Genomic DNA, 16,422 nt, shown 5'->3' on the forward strand with positions numbered 1-16,422 from the left:
ATATAGCCCAGAAGGGAGTTACAAATTTAAACGTAAAGTCTGGCAATACGCTTGCCCTATTATAAAGTTCTGAGTTGATAAATGAATTAAAGCAACAGGAGTCTCTACTTATATAGAAAAAAGTAATACGAATTATCAGCTACGAAATAAAAATTCACACGAGTCAGGCTCCAACGCCAATGAAATACATATTCAGGTCGAATTTGTACCCCAAGCTTGTGTTATAAATGTGAGCGACTGTGGCAAAGGAATGAGCGAGCAAGTAATGGCAAATGCTTTAGTGCCCTTTTATTCTACAAAAAGTACGGGGAGTGGTTTAGGGCTAGCCTTATGCAGAGAAATAGCAGAAGCGCACCAGGGGCATATAAGTTTACATAACAAAATAGAGGGCGGCTTAAACGTACAAGTGAGCCTTCCTTATTCGTAAATTCACAAAAATTAAAAACAACAAAGCCACTTAAAAAGTGGCTTTGTGTTTAAAGAGCTTAATAACCTGATAGCAGGTTGAGTAATAAAATTACTCTGCGTCAGCTTCTTTATATTTAGCAGCAGTTTCTGTAATTAACGGTTGTAATTCACCGCGTTGAAACATTTCGATAATAATGTCACAACCACCAACTAACTCGCCATCTACCCAAAGTTGTGGGAATGTTGGCCAATTTGCGTATGCTGGAAGCTCAGCACGAATGTCTGGGTTAAGTAAAATATCAACGTATGCAAATGGTTCACCACATGACATTAACGCTTGCGATGCTTGTGAAGAAAAACCACAATTAGGTAATTTTGGTGACCCTTTCATGAAAAGGATTATTGGGTTTTCTGAAATTTGCTGTTTAATTTTATCAATGGTTTCCATCTACAACCTCAAAGTAACGATAGCTAAATATATTTAGGTCTTGAAAATAACTCATCGTGACCACAAATATATAACTTAATATGGGCAAATAAAGCCGCAATTGAAATAGTCTTTCGCAATAGCATTGCTGTTTGCTTAAACTTGAGTAAAATACTCAACAATTATAGTAACACTATATTACCGCTTGGTATAGGTAACTGCTCTGTTTCAACAGACATTACGTATTACCAAATGGACTATCAACCAAAGAAGATGGAGATAAAAAAATGGCATTTGAACTACCGTCACTACCATATGCAATCGACGCACTTGAGCCACATATTTCAAAAGAAACACTAGAGTTTCACCATGGCAAACACCACAACACTTACGTGGTTAAGCTTAATGGTTTAATCCCTGGTACTGAGTTTGAAAACAAATCTCTAGAAGAGATCGTATGTTCATCAGAAGGCGGCGTATTTAACAACGCAGCACAAATCTGGAACCATACTTTTTACTGGAACAGCTTATCTCCAAACGGCGGCGGCGAGCCTACTGGCGCAGTTGCTGATGCAATCAACGCCAAATGGGGTTCTTTTGATGCGTTTAAAGATGCATTAAATGACAAAGCAGTAAATAACTTTGGTTCAAGCTGGACGTGGTTAGTTAAGCTTGCTGATGGTTCACTAGACATCGTTAATACATCTAACGCTGCTACACCATTAACTGATGATGGCGTTACTCCAATCCTTACAGTGGATTTATGGGAACACGCTTACTACATTGATTACCGTAACGTTCGTCCAGATTACCTTAAAGGTTTTTGGTCGCTTGTTAACTGGGAATTCGCGAACGCTAACCTCGCTTAATTAGCCTTTAAACGCTAATGTAAAAAAGACGCTTAGGCGTCTTTTTTTGTTTCTTGTTTATCACACCTAAGCGCCTCATCATTTAATAAAACACTTTTAGTAACATGATCTTTTTTCACTTAAATTTTTAATTTTATTGCACAAAAATACAAATTCGTGACTAGACTTTAAAATGTAAGCACCTTTTTACAGCGGGTTTCGGAGGTTATTATGACGATTTTTGAGCATTACCAAGCACGATACGAAGCGGCACAGGAAGAAGAATACAGTATCGCTGAATTTCTTGAGATTTGTAAAACCGATAAGTCTGCCTACGCCAGCGCACCAGAACGCCTACTCATGGCAATTGGCGAACCAAACATGGTAGATACCGCAACGGATGCACGACTAAGCCGGTTATTTTCTAATAGAGTAGTTGCGCGCTACCCTGCCTTTGCTGATTTTTATGGTATGGAAGACGCCATTGAGCAAATAGTCTCTTATTTAAAACACGCCGCCCAAGGGCTTGAAGAATGCAAACAAGTGCTTTATTTACTTGGACCTGTTGGTGGGGGTAAATCATCCATTGCCGAAAAACTAAAATATTTAATGCAGCAAGTGCCTATTTATTCAATTAAAGGCTCTCCGGTAAACGACCATCCTCTTGCATTATTTGACCCAATAGAGGACGCCGAGGTACTTAAGCAAGAATACGGTATTAAACCGCGCTACTTAAAAACCATTATGTCCCCTTGGGCTGGCAAACGCTTAAAAGAATTCAATGGTGATATTAGCCAGTTTAGAGTGGTTAAGCGCTACCCCTCAATTTTAAACCAAATAGGCATTGCCAAAACCGAACCTGGAGATGAAAACAACCAAGATATTTCGGCGCTAGTGGGTAAGGTCGATATTCGCCAGCTTGAGCACTTTGCTCAAAACGATCCTGATGCATACGCCTACTCTGGCTCTTTATGTTTAGCTAACCAAGGGCTGATGGAATTTGTAGAAATGTTTAAAGCGCCTATTAAAGTGCTGCATCCTTTACTTACCGCAACCCAAGAAGGTAACTATAACGGCACAGAAGGCATTAGTGCTCTGCCTTTTAATGGCATGATCCTCGCTCACTCTAATGAGTCTGAGTGGCAAACCTTTAAAAACAATAAAAACAACGAAGCATTTTTAGACCGTGTTTATATTGTAAAAGTACCTTACTGCTTACGTGTAACTGAAGAAATTAAAATTTACGACAAATTACTTGAGCACAGCGAGCTATACAACGCGCCATGCGCGCCGGGTACACTTAAAACATTGGCGCAATTTACGACGCTATCACGTTTAAAAGAGCCAGAAAATTCAAGTATTTATTCTAAAATGCGGGTATACGATGGCGAAACTCTAAAAGACACCGACCCTAAAGCAAAATCGTATCAAGAGTATCGTGATTACGCAGGTGTTGATGAAGGTATGACGGGGCTCTCTACTCGCTTTGCGTTTAAAATTTTATCCCGCGTGTTTAACTTTGATACCACAGAGGTTGCCGCAAACCCAGTGCACTTATTTTATGTACTTGAGCAACAAATAGAGCGCGAACAATTTTCAAGCGAAATAGAAGAGCGTTATTTAAGCTTTCTAAAAGGCTATTTAATTCCGCAATATGTAGAGTTTATAGGTAAAGAACTGCAAACCGCTTATTTAGAATCGTATTCAGAATACGGACAAAACATTTTTGACCGTTATGTTATTTATGCAGACTTTTGGATACAAGACCAAGAATATCGCGACCCTGATACGGGACAACTATTTGACCGCGAGGCACTTAATGCCGAACTTGAAAAAATAGAAAAGCCAGCAGGTATTTCTAACCCTAAAGATTTCCGTAATGAAATAGTGAACTTTGTATTGCGTGCCCGTGCGCATAACAACGGTAAAAACCCACTATGGACAAGCTACGAAAAACTACGCACGGTGATTGAGAAAAAAATGTTCTCTAATACCGAAGATTTACTCCCTGTTATTTCGTTTAATACTAAAACGTCTGCAGAGGATCAGCAAAAGCACGAAGACTTTGTGAACCGTATGGTCGAAAAAGGCTATACACAAAAACAAGTTCGCTTGCTTTCTGAGTGGTATTTACGGGTTAGAAAATCGCAATAACCTTCATAGTCGTAGTATATAGGAGGTCAATATGGCGCATTTTATAGATAGGCGTTTAAACGGTAAAAACAAAAGTACGCTTAATCGCCAGCGCTTTATTAGGCGCTATAAAAAGCAAATTAAAGAAGCGGTTTCAGATGCGATTAACAAGCGCAGCGTTACAGATTCAAGCTCTGGTGAGAGTATTTCTATTCCACAGCGCGATATCAGCGAACCTACATTTCGTCAAGGGCAAGGCGGGAATAGAGAACAAATTCACCCAGGCAACGATCAATTTTCTACAGGTGATAAAATTGAGCGCCCTAAAGGCGGACAAGGCGGCGGTGCCGGTGAAGGTGACGCCAGCGATTCGGGCGAAGGACAAGATGAGTTTGTATTTTCAATATCAAAAGATGAATACCTTGATTTACTGTTTGAAGATTTAGAGCTCCCCAACTTACAAGAAAACCAGCTTGATAAGTTAGTGCAAATGAAAACCCATCGCGCAGGGTTTTGTAGTGATGGTATACCTAGCAATATTGATATTGTCCGCTCATTACAAGGCTCGCTTGCACGGCGTGTTGCCATGAGTGCAGGTAAAAAACGCCGTTTAAAAGAGCTCGAAGAACAACTTGCTCTGCTGCTTGCTGGTCCACATAACGATAAAGCAGCAATTGCTTTATTACAAAAAGAAATTGCAGCATTAAAAGTGCAAATTAAGTCGGTTCCATTTATTGATAACTACGATTTACGTTTTCGTAATTACGAAAAACGCCCTCATCCCACCAGCAAAGCGGTGATGTTTTGTATTATGGATGTGTCAGGCTCAATGGATCAGCCAACAAAAGACATGGCAAAACGGTTTTATATTTTGCTCTATCAATTTTTAACACGCAGCTATAAAGACATAGACGTTGTTTATATTCGCCACCACACACAAGCAAAAGAAGTAGACGAGCAAGAGTTTTTTTATTCTCAAGAAACTGGCGGCACTATTGTTTCAAGCGCACTTAAATTAATGAACGAAATAATAAAAGAGCGTTATCACGCAAACGAGTGGAATGTATACGCCGCACAAGCCTCTGATGGCGATAACTGGGCGGACGACACCCCGCAGTGTGGTGAAATTTTACTTAATAAGCTCTTAAGCGCAGTACGCTATTTTGCTTATATTGAAATAACCACTCGTGCCCATCAAAGCCTATGGCGCGAATATGAATCCATAACACACAGCCATAATAATTTCGCCATACAGCATATTCAAAGCGTTGAAGATATCTACCCAATTTTTAGGGAGCTATTTAAAAAAGGTCGTCAGCAGCAAAACTCTGCATAGCCTAAAGCGAGGTAGCATTATGAATGATAAACGAATGAGTGATGGCCCAGATTGGACCTTTGATTTATTAGATGAGTACCAAAGTGAAATTGCCCGTGTTGCAGCTCACTACAGGTTAGACACATACCCTAATCAAATTGAAGTGATAACCGCAGAGCAAATGATGGATGCTTATTCAAGCGTTGGTATGCCTATTGGCTACAGTCATTGGTCTTACGGTAAGAAATTCATCCAAACAGAGCAAAATTATAAGCGCGGACAAATGGGTCTCGCTTACGAAATAGTGATAAATTCGGACCCTTGTATTGCGTACTTAATGGAAGAAAACACCCTACCTATGCAAGCGCTTGTAATGGCACATGCATGTTACGGACATAACTCATTTTTTAAAGGTAATTACTTATTTAAAACCTGGACAGATGCAGGTTCAATTATTGATTACTTGGTATTTGCTAAAAACTACATAAGCCGCTGTGAAGAAAAGCACGGTATTACACAAGTAGAAGCCCTACTCGACTCATGTCATGCATTAATGAATTACGGAGTCGATCGCTACAAACGTCCACAACAAATATCGTTATTTGAAGAACAAAAACGTCAACAAGAGCGTGAAGACTACCTTCAATCGCAAGTAAATGAATTATGGCGGACTATTCCTGAGCAACAGCAAGAAACCAAAAAGAAAGTACGCCATTTTCCTTCTGAACCTCAAGAAAATATTTTGTATTTTATTGAAAAAAATGCCCCATTACTCGACTCTTGGCAACGTGAAGTTATACGTATTGTTCGTAAAATTTCGCAATACTTTTACCCACAAAAGCAAACTCAAGTAATGAACGAAGGTTGGGCAACTTTTTGGCATTACACCATCCTTAATCACTTATATGATGAGGGAAAACTCACCGACTCTTTCATGTTAGAGTTTTTACAAAGCCATACCAACGTAGTTTATCAGCCACCTTATAACAGTAAGTATTATTCAGGTATCAACCCATATGCTTTAGGCTTTAATATGATGGTTGATATTCGCAGAATATGTGAACACCCAACTGAAGAAGATAAACGTTGGTTCCCTGAATATGCAGGCAGTAATTGGCTAGATACACTGCATTTTGCAATGGAAAACTTTAAAGATGAGAGTTTTATTAGCCAGTTTTTATCGCCTAAGTTAATTCGTGATTTTAAATTATTTACTATTATTGACCATACTAATAATCCCCATTTAGAAATTGGCGCAATACATAACGACAACGGCTATAAAGCTGTAAGAGAAGCGCTCTCAGCGCAGTACAACTTGAGTAATCATGAACCCAACATTCAAGTATATGACGTTGATATTAGAGGTGACCGTTCACTAACCCTACGCTACGTACCTCATAACAACATTCCTTTAGCAAACTCGCACGAGGAAGTACTTAAGCATCTTTACAGATTATGGGGCTTTAAAGTAAAACTAGAGCAAGAGTCAAATTCTGGTGAGGTTTCAATGATTGGTCAATGCCCAATAGATGACTCTAGACACACAACACAATAATGAAGAGCAATAAAATTTTCATACTGATTGGGTTTGCTCAGCAGGTTATAAAAACACGGTATTATTTAACCCTAAATTCTGGATATAAAAAATGACGCTTAAGCGTCATTTTTTATATCTTCGTAGGCTATTACTTTATTTCGCCCTGTATTTTTAGATTGGTACAGTGCTTTATCTGCAGCCTCTATCCAGCGCTCATGATTTTTAAAATCATTACTGCTACCAGCCAGCCCTATACTTACCGTCATTGTTATTTCAAAGTGTTTATACTTAACAGGGTTAGTTTCAATCAATACCCTTAAACGCTCAGCAAATACAAAAGCGCCTTCTTTATCTGTATCAAGTAATGTTACTGCAAACTCTTCACCGCCATAACGCCCTGCAACATCAGTTTCGCGCAGCGTCGTACGTAGTAAGTTAGATAGATGACGAAGCGATTCATCACCACAGCTATGGCCATATTCATCATTTATTTTTTTAAAGTGGTCAATATCAAACATTAATAATGTACTACAGCCACCACTTCGCTTAACTCTCAAAAACTCTTGGCGTAGCGTACCTTCCCAGTGTCCACGGTTTGCAAGCTGCGTTAAGCTATCTGTTTGACTTACTTGTTCTAATTTTTTGTTTAACTCTTCAAGCTCTTTTTTATTTACCGCGACATCTGTTACATCATACAAAATAATACAAATATGGCTAACTTCGCCCATCGTATTTGTAAGAGGGATAAATGTCGCATTTTGATACATGTAATCAGCTTTACCAGTAATAGGTCGATAATTTTTAAACCTAAAAATGTATGGCTGCTGCTCCCAAATCGTAAAAGAGCGGTTTTTTAAAACAAAAACCGATTCTGATTTACTTCTAAACCATTTTTCGTCTATTGCTGGAAATAAATCAAATAGGTCTTTATCTTTTACTGCGCTTGGTAGAAGCCCTGAATGGTTTTCCATAAAACCATTCCATACACACACCTTATAATCTCTATCAAGTACTACAAGGCCTACATCAACGGTATTAAACATATCCATAAGCCAATGGATCTCATTCATTTCTAAATCTGCAGCCATAACTTAATCTTCTAATAGGTAAGCAACTTTATACTTCAAAGTTTTAAGTGAATCTTCAGTAAATAACAGCATGAGGTCGCAATTTATATCATGGTTTTCAATACCGTAACTAATCTCTATAGCAAGGGTGCGTTGCCAACGTGACTTGTTTGATTTAACCAGCTCAGACACATCTCTGTGTTGGCCAAGTACTATTGGGTGCCCTTGGCTAAATGACATATCGAGCTGTTTTGAAAGACCCGTTAAAATAGCACCTATCAAAATATTACTAATATCCATAAGCAGCTCAAGTTCAATTTTATCGTTTAACTCGCCGTCATAATTCATCAAAGAAGCTATTTCTTTAAAGCTTGAATCATTTAAAAGTAATAGCGCCTCGCCCGAAATGCCACCGCCAATAAAGCCCTGGCACACACCCGATGTAGCTGCATTATTATCTATAGACTGCAGCGCCATATCGAGTTCATTAACTTCCAAAATATTCACATTAGGAATTGGTAGCTCTACAAACACATTAAGAAGACGTGCAAGTAAATCCCCAGCCTGTCCCATAGCAACGTTAGTGAGTTCTTGGTATATATCCCGAACATCAGGGTCGACTTGCTCTCCAAGCGAATGAGAGAGACGCTCACGCATGGCTTTATCTTTAATCCCATGGTGTTCAATTATGCTGGCTAGTTTTTCGGGGGAACATGGTTTTTGAATGAAATCGATAGCACCCAGTTCAAGCACTCTTTGATGTGCACTTGGCTGTATATCACCAGAGACAACAACAGTGAGTATGTTTAGCCCCTGTTCTTTCATAGCGATTAATACTTCATACCCATCCATTTCAGGCATGTTTAAATCGAGAAAAAGTATTTCTGGTTCAATTAACTTTATTTGCTTTATGCAATCAACGCCGTCGAGTGCAAATTCAACTTTAATATCCCAATCTTCAGGTAATGAACGAGCTAGCTGACGCCTAGCTAATTTTGAGTCATCACATATTAGTACCGATGTTGACATATTATCTCTCTGTTTCTAAACCAGTAATGAGCATTAAAATCATTTTATGATGGTTTTTATTTTTATTATTGAAGATATATTTTGTAACTTCATGTTAATCAAAGTTTAGCACAGTTACAATTTTTATATTGCAGAACTAATCCCAACTTCATTAGGGCGGTATAATCTCTTGGTTACTATAGCGCAGTATAATACACTGACGCCCATTGCGTTAATTTAAAAGGAAATACCTTATGTTACGTTCACTTACCTTTGCTTTGAGCGCATTTTGCTCTGTGGCTATTGCAGCCGATTACCCAGAAAACACGCTAGACATAGGAAAAGTATCTGCACAAGGCAAACCAGTCACTTTATTAGGCAAAGGGATCTCTGTTGGAGATAGCGCGCCAAATTTCAAAGTAGTTGATGACAACTTCATCCCTGTAACGCTTGAGGATTACAAAGGCCAAGCTGTATTGATAAGTGTAGTGCCAAGTCTTGATACAGGTATTTGTAGCCTGCAAACTAAGCATTTTAATGAAAAAGTAGCCTCGCAATTTCCAAGTGTTGTAATGCTAACAATTAGTGCTGATTTACCATTTGCTCAAAAGCGTTTTTGCAAAGCTGAAAATATCGATAAAATCACTACGTTATCAGATTCTGTTTGGCGCGATTTTGGCCAAAAATACGGATTGATTATTAAAGATATGGGCTTATTAACGCGAACGGTATTTATTTTAGATGAAAGACATAACGTCATTTATAAACAATTAGTTAGTAGCCTTTCAACTGAACCAGAATACAACAGCGTAATTGAGAAACTTAAAACGCTTTAAAGCCGATTAAATAGCACTGATTAAGCAATGCTAAACAACCTTAAAACAAAAAACCGCCAATTGGCGGTTTTTTAATGTGCTTTTATAATTAACCTAAAAGCTCACCAAGTTGTGAACTTACAGCTTCAACAGCTTGTGTACCATCTAGTTTGTGGTATTGAGTATTACCAGCAGCAGCTTCTGCTTGGTAGTAATCAACTAATGGCATAGTTTGCTCGTGATAAATACCTAAACGTTTACGTACTGTTTCTTCAGTATCATCAGCGCGAACAATTAAGTCTTCCCCAGTTTCGTTGTCTTTACCTTCCACTTTTGGTGGATTATATACAATATGGTAAACACGACCAGAACCAGGATGAACGCGACGTCCGCCCATACGTTCAACAATCACTTCGTCAGCCACGTCAAATTCAATAACGTGATCAACCACTACGCCATTTTCTTTCATCGCATCAGCTTGAGGAATTGTGCGTGGGAAGCCATCAAGTAAAAAACCTTTCTCACAATCAGCTTTAGTAATACGCTCTTTTACTAAACCAATAATAATATCGTCAGAAATTAGTTGACCAGCATCCATTACTTTTTTTGCTTCTAAGCCTAATGGCGTGCCCTCTTTAATTGCTGCACGTAACATGTCGCCAGTAGAAATTTGTGGAATACCGTATTTGTCCATTAAAAACTGAGCTTGAGTACCTTTACCTGCACCCGGCGCGCCCAAAAGAATAATGCGCATATTATTGTCCCCTAGTATGGATATTTATTTTAAAGCCTGAATTCTTCCACAAGCGCCGCCGATACTCAAGCAACTTATACTAATTGATGAGTTGTTGATGTATTTACAGCGCATTAAAAAAGGGAACATACGTTCCCTTTTATTTAAAGTATATAATTTATACTTTTATTAACTAAATAGTTAACTGACTACTTGCTTAGTTCAAGCATTAGTTTGTTTAGGCGAGTAACAAATCCTGTTGGATCTTTAAGTGTACCGCGCTCTGCAAGTAATGCTTGGTCTAATAAAACATGTGACCACTGTGAAAATTTATCTTCATCTTGTTCGTCATTCAAATGCTTAACAAGTTGATGCTCTGGGTTTAGCTCAAACACAGGCTTTGCTTCAGGGGCTGCTTGACCAACAGATTCCATTAGCTTTTGCATTTGTGAGCTCATGTCGTTGTCGTCGCTTACAACACATGCTGGAGAATCTGTTAAGCGGTGCGTAAAGCGCACTTCTTTAACGTCATCACCTAGTGCTGTTTTAATACGCTCAACAAGGCCTGCCATTTCTTTTTCAGACTCTTCTTGTGCTTTTTTAGTTTCTTCGTCGTCCAGCTTACCTAAATCTAAATCACCACGTGTGATTGACTGTAGCTGCTTATCAGCAAATTCAGTTAAGTGGCTCATCATCCACTCGTCAACACGGTCACTTAGTAACAATACTTCAATCCCTTTTTTGCGGAAAATCTCTAAATGAGGAGAATTTTTCGCAGAAGTAAATGTATCAGCTACTACATAGTAAATTTTGTCTTGGTCTTCGTTCATACGTTCAACATATTGCTCAAGCGACACATCTTGCGTTTCTGAATCGGTATGAGTAGACGAAAAACGTAGTAGCTTACATACGGCTTCTTTATTTGCCGCATCTTCAGCTGGGCCTTCTTTCATTACTTGGCCAAACTCATTCCAAAATACTTGGTAATCGTCAGCTTTGTTTTTAGCCATACGCTCAAGCATTTTAATAATGCGCGATGTACACCCTTTACGAATAGCTTGCGTTACTTTGTTGTCTTGTAGAATTTCACGAGATACGTTTAGAGGTAAATCGTTTGAATCTAGTAACCCTTTTACAAAGCGAAGGTAGCTTGGCATGAACTGCTCAGCATCATCCATTACAAATACACGTTGTACGTAAAGCTTTAAGCCACTTTGACGTTCACGGTTCCATAAATCGAAAGGTGCTTTTTTAGGGATGTATAAAAGGCTCGTGTATTCAGTTTTACCCTCAACCTTATTATGTGCCCAGCTAAGTGGATCTTCCCAGTCGTGGCTTACGTGCTTGTAAAACTCTTTGTATTCTTCATCAGAAAGCTCTGACTTATCACGCGTCCACAATGCAGTTGCACGGTTAATGCTTTCCCACTCACCTGGTACTGCTGGAATTTTTTCGCCGTCTTCGCCTTCAGACTCTGGTACTTCTGCTTTAAACATTTGTACAGGTGTTGAAATATGGTCTGAGTATTTTGTAACAATGCCACGTAAGCGGTAATCGTCAGCAAATTCTTTTTCTTCATCACGAAGATGTAAAATAATGTCGGTACCACGACCTTCTTTTTCAATTTCTTGAAGCGTGTATTCGCCTTCACCTTGAGATTCCCACTCGTAAGCGGTTGTTTCACCGGCTTTACGTGTACGAACAGTTACTAAATCAGCAACAATAAATGCTGAGTAAAAACCAACACCAAATTGACCAATTAATTGTGAATCTTTACTTTGATCACCCGTTAAGTTTTTGAAAAACTCAGCAGTACCCGACTTTGCAATAGTACCCAATGAGCTTATTACTTCATCACGTGTCATACCAATACCATTATCAGAAATGGTAATTGTATTTGCTTCTTTATCTGCGCTAATACGAACACGTAAATCGGCATCACCTTGGTAAAGGTCGCCTTGAGATAGCGCTAAAAAGCGTAACTTGTCTGCCGCATCTGATGCGTTTGACACAAGTTCGCGTAAAAATATTTCTTTATTAGAATAAAGAGAATGAATCATTAAGTTTAATAATTGTTTTACTTCTGTTTGAAAGCCTAATGTTTCTTTTTGTGCTGCAGTCATTTATATATCTCCAATTTGCAAAGTGTCTGCGTTATGCACTTAATATGGGGTGAGGTGTAAGAACTTCAAGGGAAAAATCAAAAAAAGGTGAAACGAAAAAATAGAATATCTCGTTTATCTAAAATGGGTGCGGACAATTAATATGAATCTTTTCACCTGTTGTTGGATGTTCAAAATATAAATCGCTGGCATGTAATTGTAAGCGTCCTGCCATGTACTCACTTTGCGCACTTTTATATAAATCACAGCCTAAAATTGGGTGCCCTATAAACTGGCTGTGTATTCGTAATTGATGGGTACGTCCGGTAACGGGCGTAAATTGCACTAAGGTTCTGCACGGTTGTTTAAGCCGCTCAAGCACACTGTATTCACTCACCGCTACTTTGCCCATCGTTTGGCAAATTTTAACTCGCGGAAAAAGCAGTTTATCTTTTGCTATTGGCGCAGTAATTTGCCCTTCATCAACAGCTAAGCTACCCTCTAACATGGCTACATAACGCTTTTGAATAGTACGCGCCTGAAACTGTTTATTAAGATGCTTTGATGCTTTGGCGTTTAATCCAACAATCATAATGCCCGATGTACCCAAATCTAACCGATGCGGTAACTTAGCCTCAGCAAATGCGGCTGTTAACCCTTTTTGACCATGTACTAAACGGTAATGTACTGAGTCCCAGTTAAGCGGATTCTTACCAGACAAACTTAATAACCCACTGGGTTTATTGATCAGTAAAATATCATCATCTTGATATAATATTTCAATAAACCCGTCGCACTTAGGCGCTACAAAGTCATCAACAATCATTTGTGACTCTACTGGTGTATCCAATATTGAGTTAGCCATTAAATTAGTCAATATCTTTTGAATGAAGCGCTTTTAAAGCCAATACTTGCTCACGTAAATCGTCTGCTACTACTTTTTCAGCGGCAATCGGGGTACCTACTGCAACCGACACTAAAGAGCATTTTAATCGTGGTAGTTGCCACTTAGCTTTTCGGCTAAACATACTTCCCCACAAGCCCCCTAAATGCACAGGAATAACGGGCACAGGTGAGCGCTCAATAATGCGCTCGATTCCACGGCGAAAAATATCGATAGAGCCGTCACTGGTTAGTTTTCCTTCAGGGAAAATACCAACAAGTTCACCTTTATTAAGCGCAGCAGCCACTTCGTCAAACGCTTTTTTAAACGCTTCCGGATTGGTTTTTTCACTGTTAATGGGAATAGCTTTGGCCATTTTAAATAACCAATGTAGGGCTGGCGAATAATAAATAGGGGCAAATACCATAAATCGGATAGGCCTTGGTGATGCTGCTAAAATAAACATCCAATCGACAAAGCTCACGTGATTACACACTATAACGGCAGCGCCTTCATCTGGAATATTACTTTCACCTTTTGTACGCACTCTGTACATACAAATAGCTAAAATATATATAATAAATCGTAAAAAGAACTCTGGTACTTTGGTATAAATATAAACAGATATAAGCAAGTTTAGCCCAGCAAGTAACAGTAGCAACTCTGAAATACTCCACTGAAAAACAGACAGCGTTACAATACTTAAAACAGCACTGCCCACCATAAACAGTGCATTTAATACATTGTTAGCCGCTATAACTCGTGAGCGACTCGACTCTTCAGTACGCTGTTGAATAAGCGCATACAGAGGTACAGTATAAAAACCAGAGCCAATACCAATGCCTGCCATCCATACAAAATGCCACAACATGTCGCCTGTTTTTAATAACTGATCAAGCGTCAATAATTCAAGGTTTTGAGGTAAATAAGAGCTAATAGCGCTCTCTTGGCTTAGTAAGTATAAAAACAAGGTAATTAAAATAGCGCCAAAAGGCACAATTCCTAATTCTATTCGAGAGCGAGAAAGCTTTTCACATAATAACGAACCAATAGCAATACTTAGTGAAAACACAACAAGCGCGCTAGTTACAACCAGTTCATCGCCGCCCATTGTGTGTTTTACATAATTTGGTAGGGACGTTAAAATAATTGCGCCAATTAACCAAAACCAACTGATCCCGAGGACTGATTTACCAACCGATTCTGTTTGCGAATTAAGTGCTGAAAATACGTTTTTCGTGGATGAAAATATATTATAGGTAAATTTTAAGTTAGGCTCGTTTGCCTCACTAATGGGTATAAAGCGACTGCTCACATAACCCATAACAGCCAGTACTAATACGGCAATACTTATAAGCGTAGGCCCTACTGATTGAGTAATATAATAGGTGCCAAAAATTGTACCAATTAATATTGCTACAAACGTGCCTGATTCAACCAAGCCATTCGCTTTTGTTAATTCGTTAGGGGCTACGTGCTGCGGTAAAATAGAGTACTTTAATGGACCAAAAAACGTACTTTGTACGCCCATTAAAAATACGGTGGCTAACATCAGCCAAACATACTGCGTTAAAATAGAGACTGCCCCTACAACCATAATAGGGATTTCACATAGCTTTACGATTCTGATTAGTTTGGATTTTTCTGTTTTTTCAGCTAGCTGCCCCGCCATTCCTGAAAATAAAAAGAAAGGTAGGATAAATAACCCAGCAGCAATATTTGAATAAAGTGCGCCATCAGCAAGCGTTGCAGCCTGGAATATCAATAAAATAAGCACTGATTGCTTATACACGTTATCGTTTATCGCTGAGAAAAACTGCGTAATAAAAAGCGGTAAAAAACGCTTACTACCCAGTAATGTACCTTGGTAGGGTTGATTATCTTTCATTGTATTCCTTACTAATTAGAGACATAGCCCAAAAATATATTATACCAATTTGTTTAATTAAATGATCTATTTTGAGGGCGAAAAAACGTGTTGATAGCTAGGCAACAAATTCGCTATTTAGTTGTTCTAAATGGGAATTTTTTAACGCAGGTAGCGACACGTTTAGCCCCGCAAAATGATTAAGTATTATTGCGGATTGGTATTAGATTGCTTCTAAGCTTACCTTAAAAACAAAAAAGCCTACATAATTTAATCATGTAGGCTTTTATAAAATCTTTTCAAATAGTGACTTAGAGTTAGTCTTGTGTAACTAAACGCCTGCCGCTAAAAGCATGCATAAGCGTTCTACCATCTACTAAATCAAGCTCGCCCCCCACAGGAATACCGTGAGCAATACGCGAAGCACCTACTTTATATTTATGACAAAGCTGAGCAATATAATGAGCTGTAGTATCGCCTTCAACGGTAGGGTTAGTCGCTAAAATAACCTCATTAATACCGCCTTGAGCAAGTTTTTGCTCTAAAACGTCTAAGCCAATTTCTTTAGGGCCGATACCGTCAATTGGCGATAAATGACCCATTAAAACAAAGTATAGCCCTAAATACTGACCTGTTTGCTCAATGGCAAGCACATCAGTAGGCGATTCAACAACACATAATATGCCGCTGTCTTGGCGTTTTGTACTTAAACAAATATCGCACTGAGCTTGTTCGCAAAAAGTACGACAAGACTGACAATGCCCTATGGCTGTCATTGCTTTAGTCAATGCATTGCCCAGCTGAGTGCCTCCCTTTCGGTCGCGCTCAAGCAAGTGAAAAGCAATACGTTGTGCTGACTTTGGACCAATGCCCGGTTGACAGCGCAGTGCTTCTATAAGCTGATTTAAACTATCTGAAAGTTGCATTATTTACTTAAAACGGCATTTTCATACCTGGTGGTAATTGCATACCGCCAGTTACTTTACCCATGCGCTCTTGTGTTTCTTCTGCAACACGGCGTACAGCATCGTTACATGCTGCTGCAAGTAAGTCTTCAATCATGTCTTTGTCGTCTTCCATAAGGCTTTCATCAAGCTGAACACGACGTACATTGTGGTTACCAAGCATGGTTACTTTAACTAAACCGGCACCGGCTTCGCCAACAACTTCTAATGTTGCGATTTCGTCTTGGGCTTTTTGCATGCGATCTTGCATTTGCTGCGCTTGCTTCATCATGTTGCCCATTCCACCTTTAAACATAACTTTCTCTCTTTCTTTT

General features: G+C 39.0%; 14 protein-coding genes and 1 pseudogene. 6 read left to right on the forward strand and 9 right to left on the reverse strand.

Annotated elements, in window-relative coordinates; translation table 11 throughout:
* Positions 1–148 precede the first annotated feature (148 nt).
* Positions 149–427, forward strand: a pseudogene (locus tag I6F43_RS16690) (ATP-binding protein); the annotation flags it as partial.
* A 90-nt stretch (positions 428–517) separates the two neighbouring features.
* Here I6F43_RS16690 and I6F43_RS16695 read toward each other — a convergent pair.
* The gene (locus I6F43_RS16695) at positions 518–856 is read right to left on the reverse strand and encodes a Grx4 family monothiol glutaredoxin (protein ID WP_004335359.1); all 339 of its coding nucleotides are present in this window, start codon (positions 854–856) and stop codon (positions 518–520) included.
* A gap of 266 nt (positions 857–1,122) precedes the next feature.
* On the opposite strand from I6F43_RS16695, the gene I6F43_RS16700 reads away from it, so the two are divergent.
* From I6F43_RS16700 to I6F43_RS16715, 4 genes are all read left to right on the forward strand, one after another.
* Entirely contained in the window at positions 1,123–1,704 is a 582-nt protein-coding gene (locus I6F43_RS16700; RefSeq protein WP_197103258.1) for a superoxide dismutase, read from the forward strand.
* 210 nt (positions 1,705–1,914) lie between these two features.
* The gene (locus tag I6F43_RS16705) at positions 1,915–3,837 is read left to right on the forward strand and encodes a PrkA family serine protein kinase (protein WP_165722493.1); all 1,923 of its coding nucleotides are present in this window, start codon (positions 1,915–1,917) and stop codon (positions 3,835–3,837) included.
* 31 nt (positions 3,838–3,868) lie between these two features.
* Positions 3,869–5,152: a YeaH/YhbH family protein gene (locus tag I6F43_RS16710; RefSeq protein ID WP_197103260.1), complete on the forward strand. Its 1,284-nt coding sequence runs from the start codon at positions 3,869–3,871 to the stop codon at positions 5,150–5,152.
* A gap of 19 nt (positions 5,153–5,171) precedes the next feature.
* Entirely contained in the window at positions 5,172–6,686 is a 1,515-nt protein-coding gene (locus tag I6F43_RS16715) for a SpoVR family protein (protein WP_197103261.1), read from the forward strand.
* Positions 6,687–6,784: 98 nt separating this feature from the next.
* On the opposite strand, the gene I6F43_RS16720 is transcribed toward I6F43_RS16715, so the two are convergent.
* Together I6F43_RS16720 and I6F43_RS16725 are read right to left on the reverse strand one after the other, a co-directional pair.
* Positions 6,785–7,756 (reverse strand): sensor domain-containing diguanylate cyclase, encoded by a 972-nt coding sequence (locus I6F43_RS16720; RefSeq protein ID WP_024592692.1) that lies wholly within the window; start codon positions 7,754–7,756, stop codon positions 6,785–6,787.
* A 3-nt stretch (positions 7,757–7,759) separates the two neighbouring features.
* The gene (locus I6F43_RS16725; RefSeq protein ID WP_007584074.1) at positions 7,760–8,764 is read right to left on the reverse strand and encodes a response regulator; all 1,005 of its coding nucleotides are present in this window, start codon (positions 8,762–8,764) and stop codon (positions 7,760–7,762) included.
* A 233-nt stretch (positions 8,765–8,997) separates the two neighbouring features.
* On the opposite strand from I6F43_RS16725, the gene tpx reads away from it, so the two are divergent.
* Positions 8,998–9,579 carry a thiol peroxidase gene (gene tpx, locus I6F43_RS16730; RefSeq protein WP_007584075.1) on the forward strand — a complete coding sequence of 194 codons (582 nt, stop codon included), beginning with the start codon at positions 8,998–9,000 and terminating at the stop codon, positions 9,577–9,579.
* Between the two features lie 88 nt (positions 9,580–9,667).
* Here tpx and adk read toward each other — a convergent pair whose 3' ends face one another.
* The 6 genes from adk to I6F43_RS16760 form a co-directional block, all read right to left on the reverse strand.
* A complete protein-coding gene (gene adk, locus I6F43_RS16735) occupies positions 9,668–10,312 on the reverse strand; it encodes an adenylate kinase (RefSeq protein ID WP_010553395.1) in 645 nt (214 codons plus the stop codon).
* A 188-nt stretch (positions 10,313–10,500) separates the two neighbouring features.
* Positions 10,501–12,414 (reverse strand): molecular chaperone HtpG, encoded by a 1,914-nt coding sequence (gene htpG, locus I6F43_RS16740; protein WP_024592695.1) that lies wholly within the window; start codon positions 12,412–12,414, stop codon positions 10,501–10,503.
* A gap of 118 nt (positions 12,415–12,532) precedes the next feature.
* Positions 12,533–13,258 (reverse strand): RluA family pseudouridine synthase, encoded by a 726-nt coding sequence (locus I6F43_RS16745; protein ID WP_197103262.1) that lies wholly within the window; start codon positions 13,256–13,258, stop codon positions 12,533–12,535.
* 4 nt (positions 13,259–13,262) lie between these two features.
* On the reverse strand, positions 13,263–15,164 hold the full coding sequence (locus tag I6F43_RS16750) for an MFS transporter (RefSeq protein WP_197103263.1): 1,902 nt from the start codon (positions 15,162–15,164) through the stop codon (positions 13,263–13,265).
* A gap of 296 nt (positions 15,165–15,460) precedes the next feature.
* On the reverse strand, positions 15,461–16,069 hold the full coding sequence (recR, locus tag I6F43_RS16755) for a recombination mediator RecR (protein ID WP_008165968.1): 609 nt from the start codon (positions 16,067–16,069) through the stop codon (positions 15,461–15,463).
* Between the two features lie 7 nt (positions 16,070–16,076).
* Positions 16,077–16,403 (reverse strand): YbaB/EbfC family nucleoid-associated protein, encoded by a 327-nt coding sequence (locus I6F43_RS16760; RefSeq protein WP_002962306.1) that lies wholly within the window; start codon positions 16,401–16,403, stop codon positions 16,077–16,079.
* Positions 16,404–16,422 lie beyond the last annotated feature (19 nt).

The sequence above is a fragment of the Pseudoalteromonas sp. NZS71_1 genome (assembly GCF_015864305.1).
Taxonomy (GTDB): domain Bacteria; phylum Pseudomonadota; class Gammaproteobacteria; order Enterobacterales; family Alteromonadaceae; genus Pseudoalteromonas; species Pseudoalteromonas arctica.

Excerpts from the sequence above, each read along its gene's own strand:
- I6F43_RS16695 (WP_004335359.1), bottom strand. The coding sequence starts at position 856 with ATGGAAACCATTGATAAAATTAAACAGCAAATTTCAGAAAACCCAATA.
- I6F43_RS16700 (WP_197103258.1), top strand. The coding sequence starts at position 1,123 with ATGGCATTTGAACTACCGTCACTACCATATGCAATCGACGCACTTGAG.
- I6F43_RS16705 (WP_165722493.1), top strand. The coding sequence starts at position 1,915 with ATGACGATTTTTGAGCATTACCAAGCACGATACGAAGCGGCACAGGAA.
- I6F43_RS16710 (WP_197103260.1), top strand. The coding sequence starts at position 3,869 with ATGGCGCATTTTATAGATAGGCGTTTAAACGGTAAAAACAAAAGTACG.
- I6F43_RS16715 (WP_197103261.1), top strand. The coding sequence starts at position 5,172 with ATGAATGATAAACGAATGAGTGATGGCCCAGATTGGACCTTTGATTTA.
- I6F43_RS16720 (WP_024592692.1), bottom strand. The coding sequence starts at position 7,756 with ATGGCTGCAGATTTAGAAATGAATGAGATCCATTGGCTTATGGATATG.
- I6F43_RS16725 (WP_007584074.1), bottom strand. The coding sequence starts at position 8,764 with ATGTCAACATCGGTACTAATATGTGATGACTCAAAATTAGCTAGGCGT.
- tpx (WP_007584075.1), top strand. The coding sequence starts at position 8,998 with ATGTTACGTTCACTTACCTTTGCTTTGAGCGCATTTTGCTCTGTGGCT.
- adk (WP_010553395.1), bottom strand. The coding sequence starts at position 10,312 with ATGCGCATTATTCTTTTGGGCGCGCCGGGTGCAGGTAAAGGTACTCAA.
- htpG (WP_024592695.1), bottom strand. The coding sequence starts at position 12,414 with ATGACTGCAGCACAAAAAGAAACATTAGGCTTTCAAACAGAAGTAAAA.
- I6F43_RS16745 (WP_197103262.1), bottom strand. The coding sequence starts at position 13,258 with ATGGCTAACTCAATATTGGATACACCAGTAGAGTCACAAATGATTGTT.
- I6F43_RS16750 (WP_197103263.1), bottom strand. The coding sequence starts at position 15,164 with ATGAAAGATAATCAACCCTACCAAGGTACATTACTGGGTAGTAAGCGT.
- recR (WP_008165968.1), bottom strand. The coding sequence starts at position 16,069 with ATGCAACTTTCAGATAGTTTAAATCAGCTTATAGAAGCACTGCGCTGT.
- I6F43_RS16760 (WP_002962306.1), bottom strand. The coding sequence starts at position 16,403 with ATGTTTAAAGGTGGAATGGGCAACATGATGAAGCAAGCGCAGCAAATG.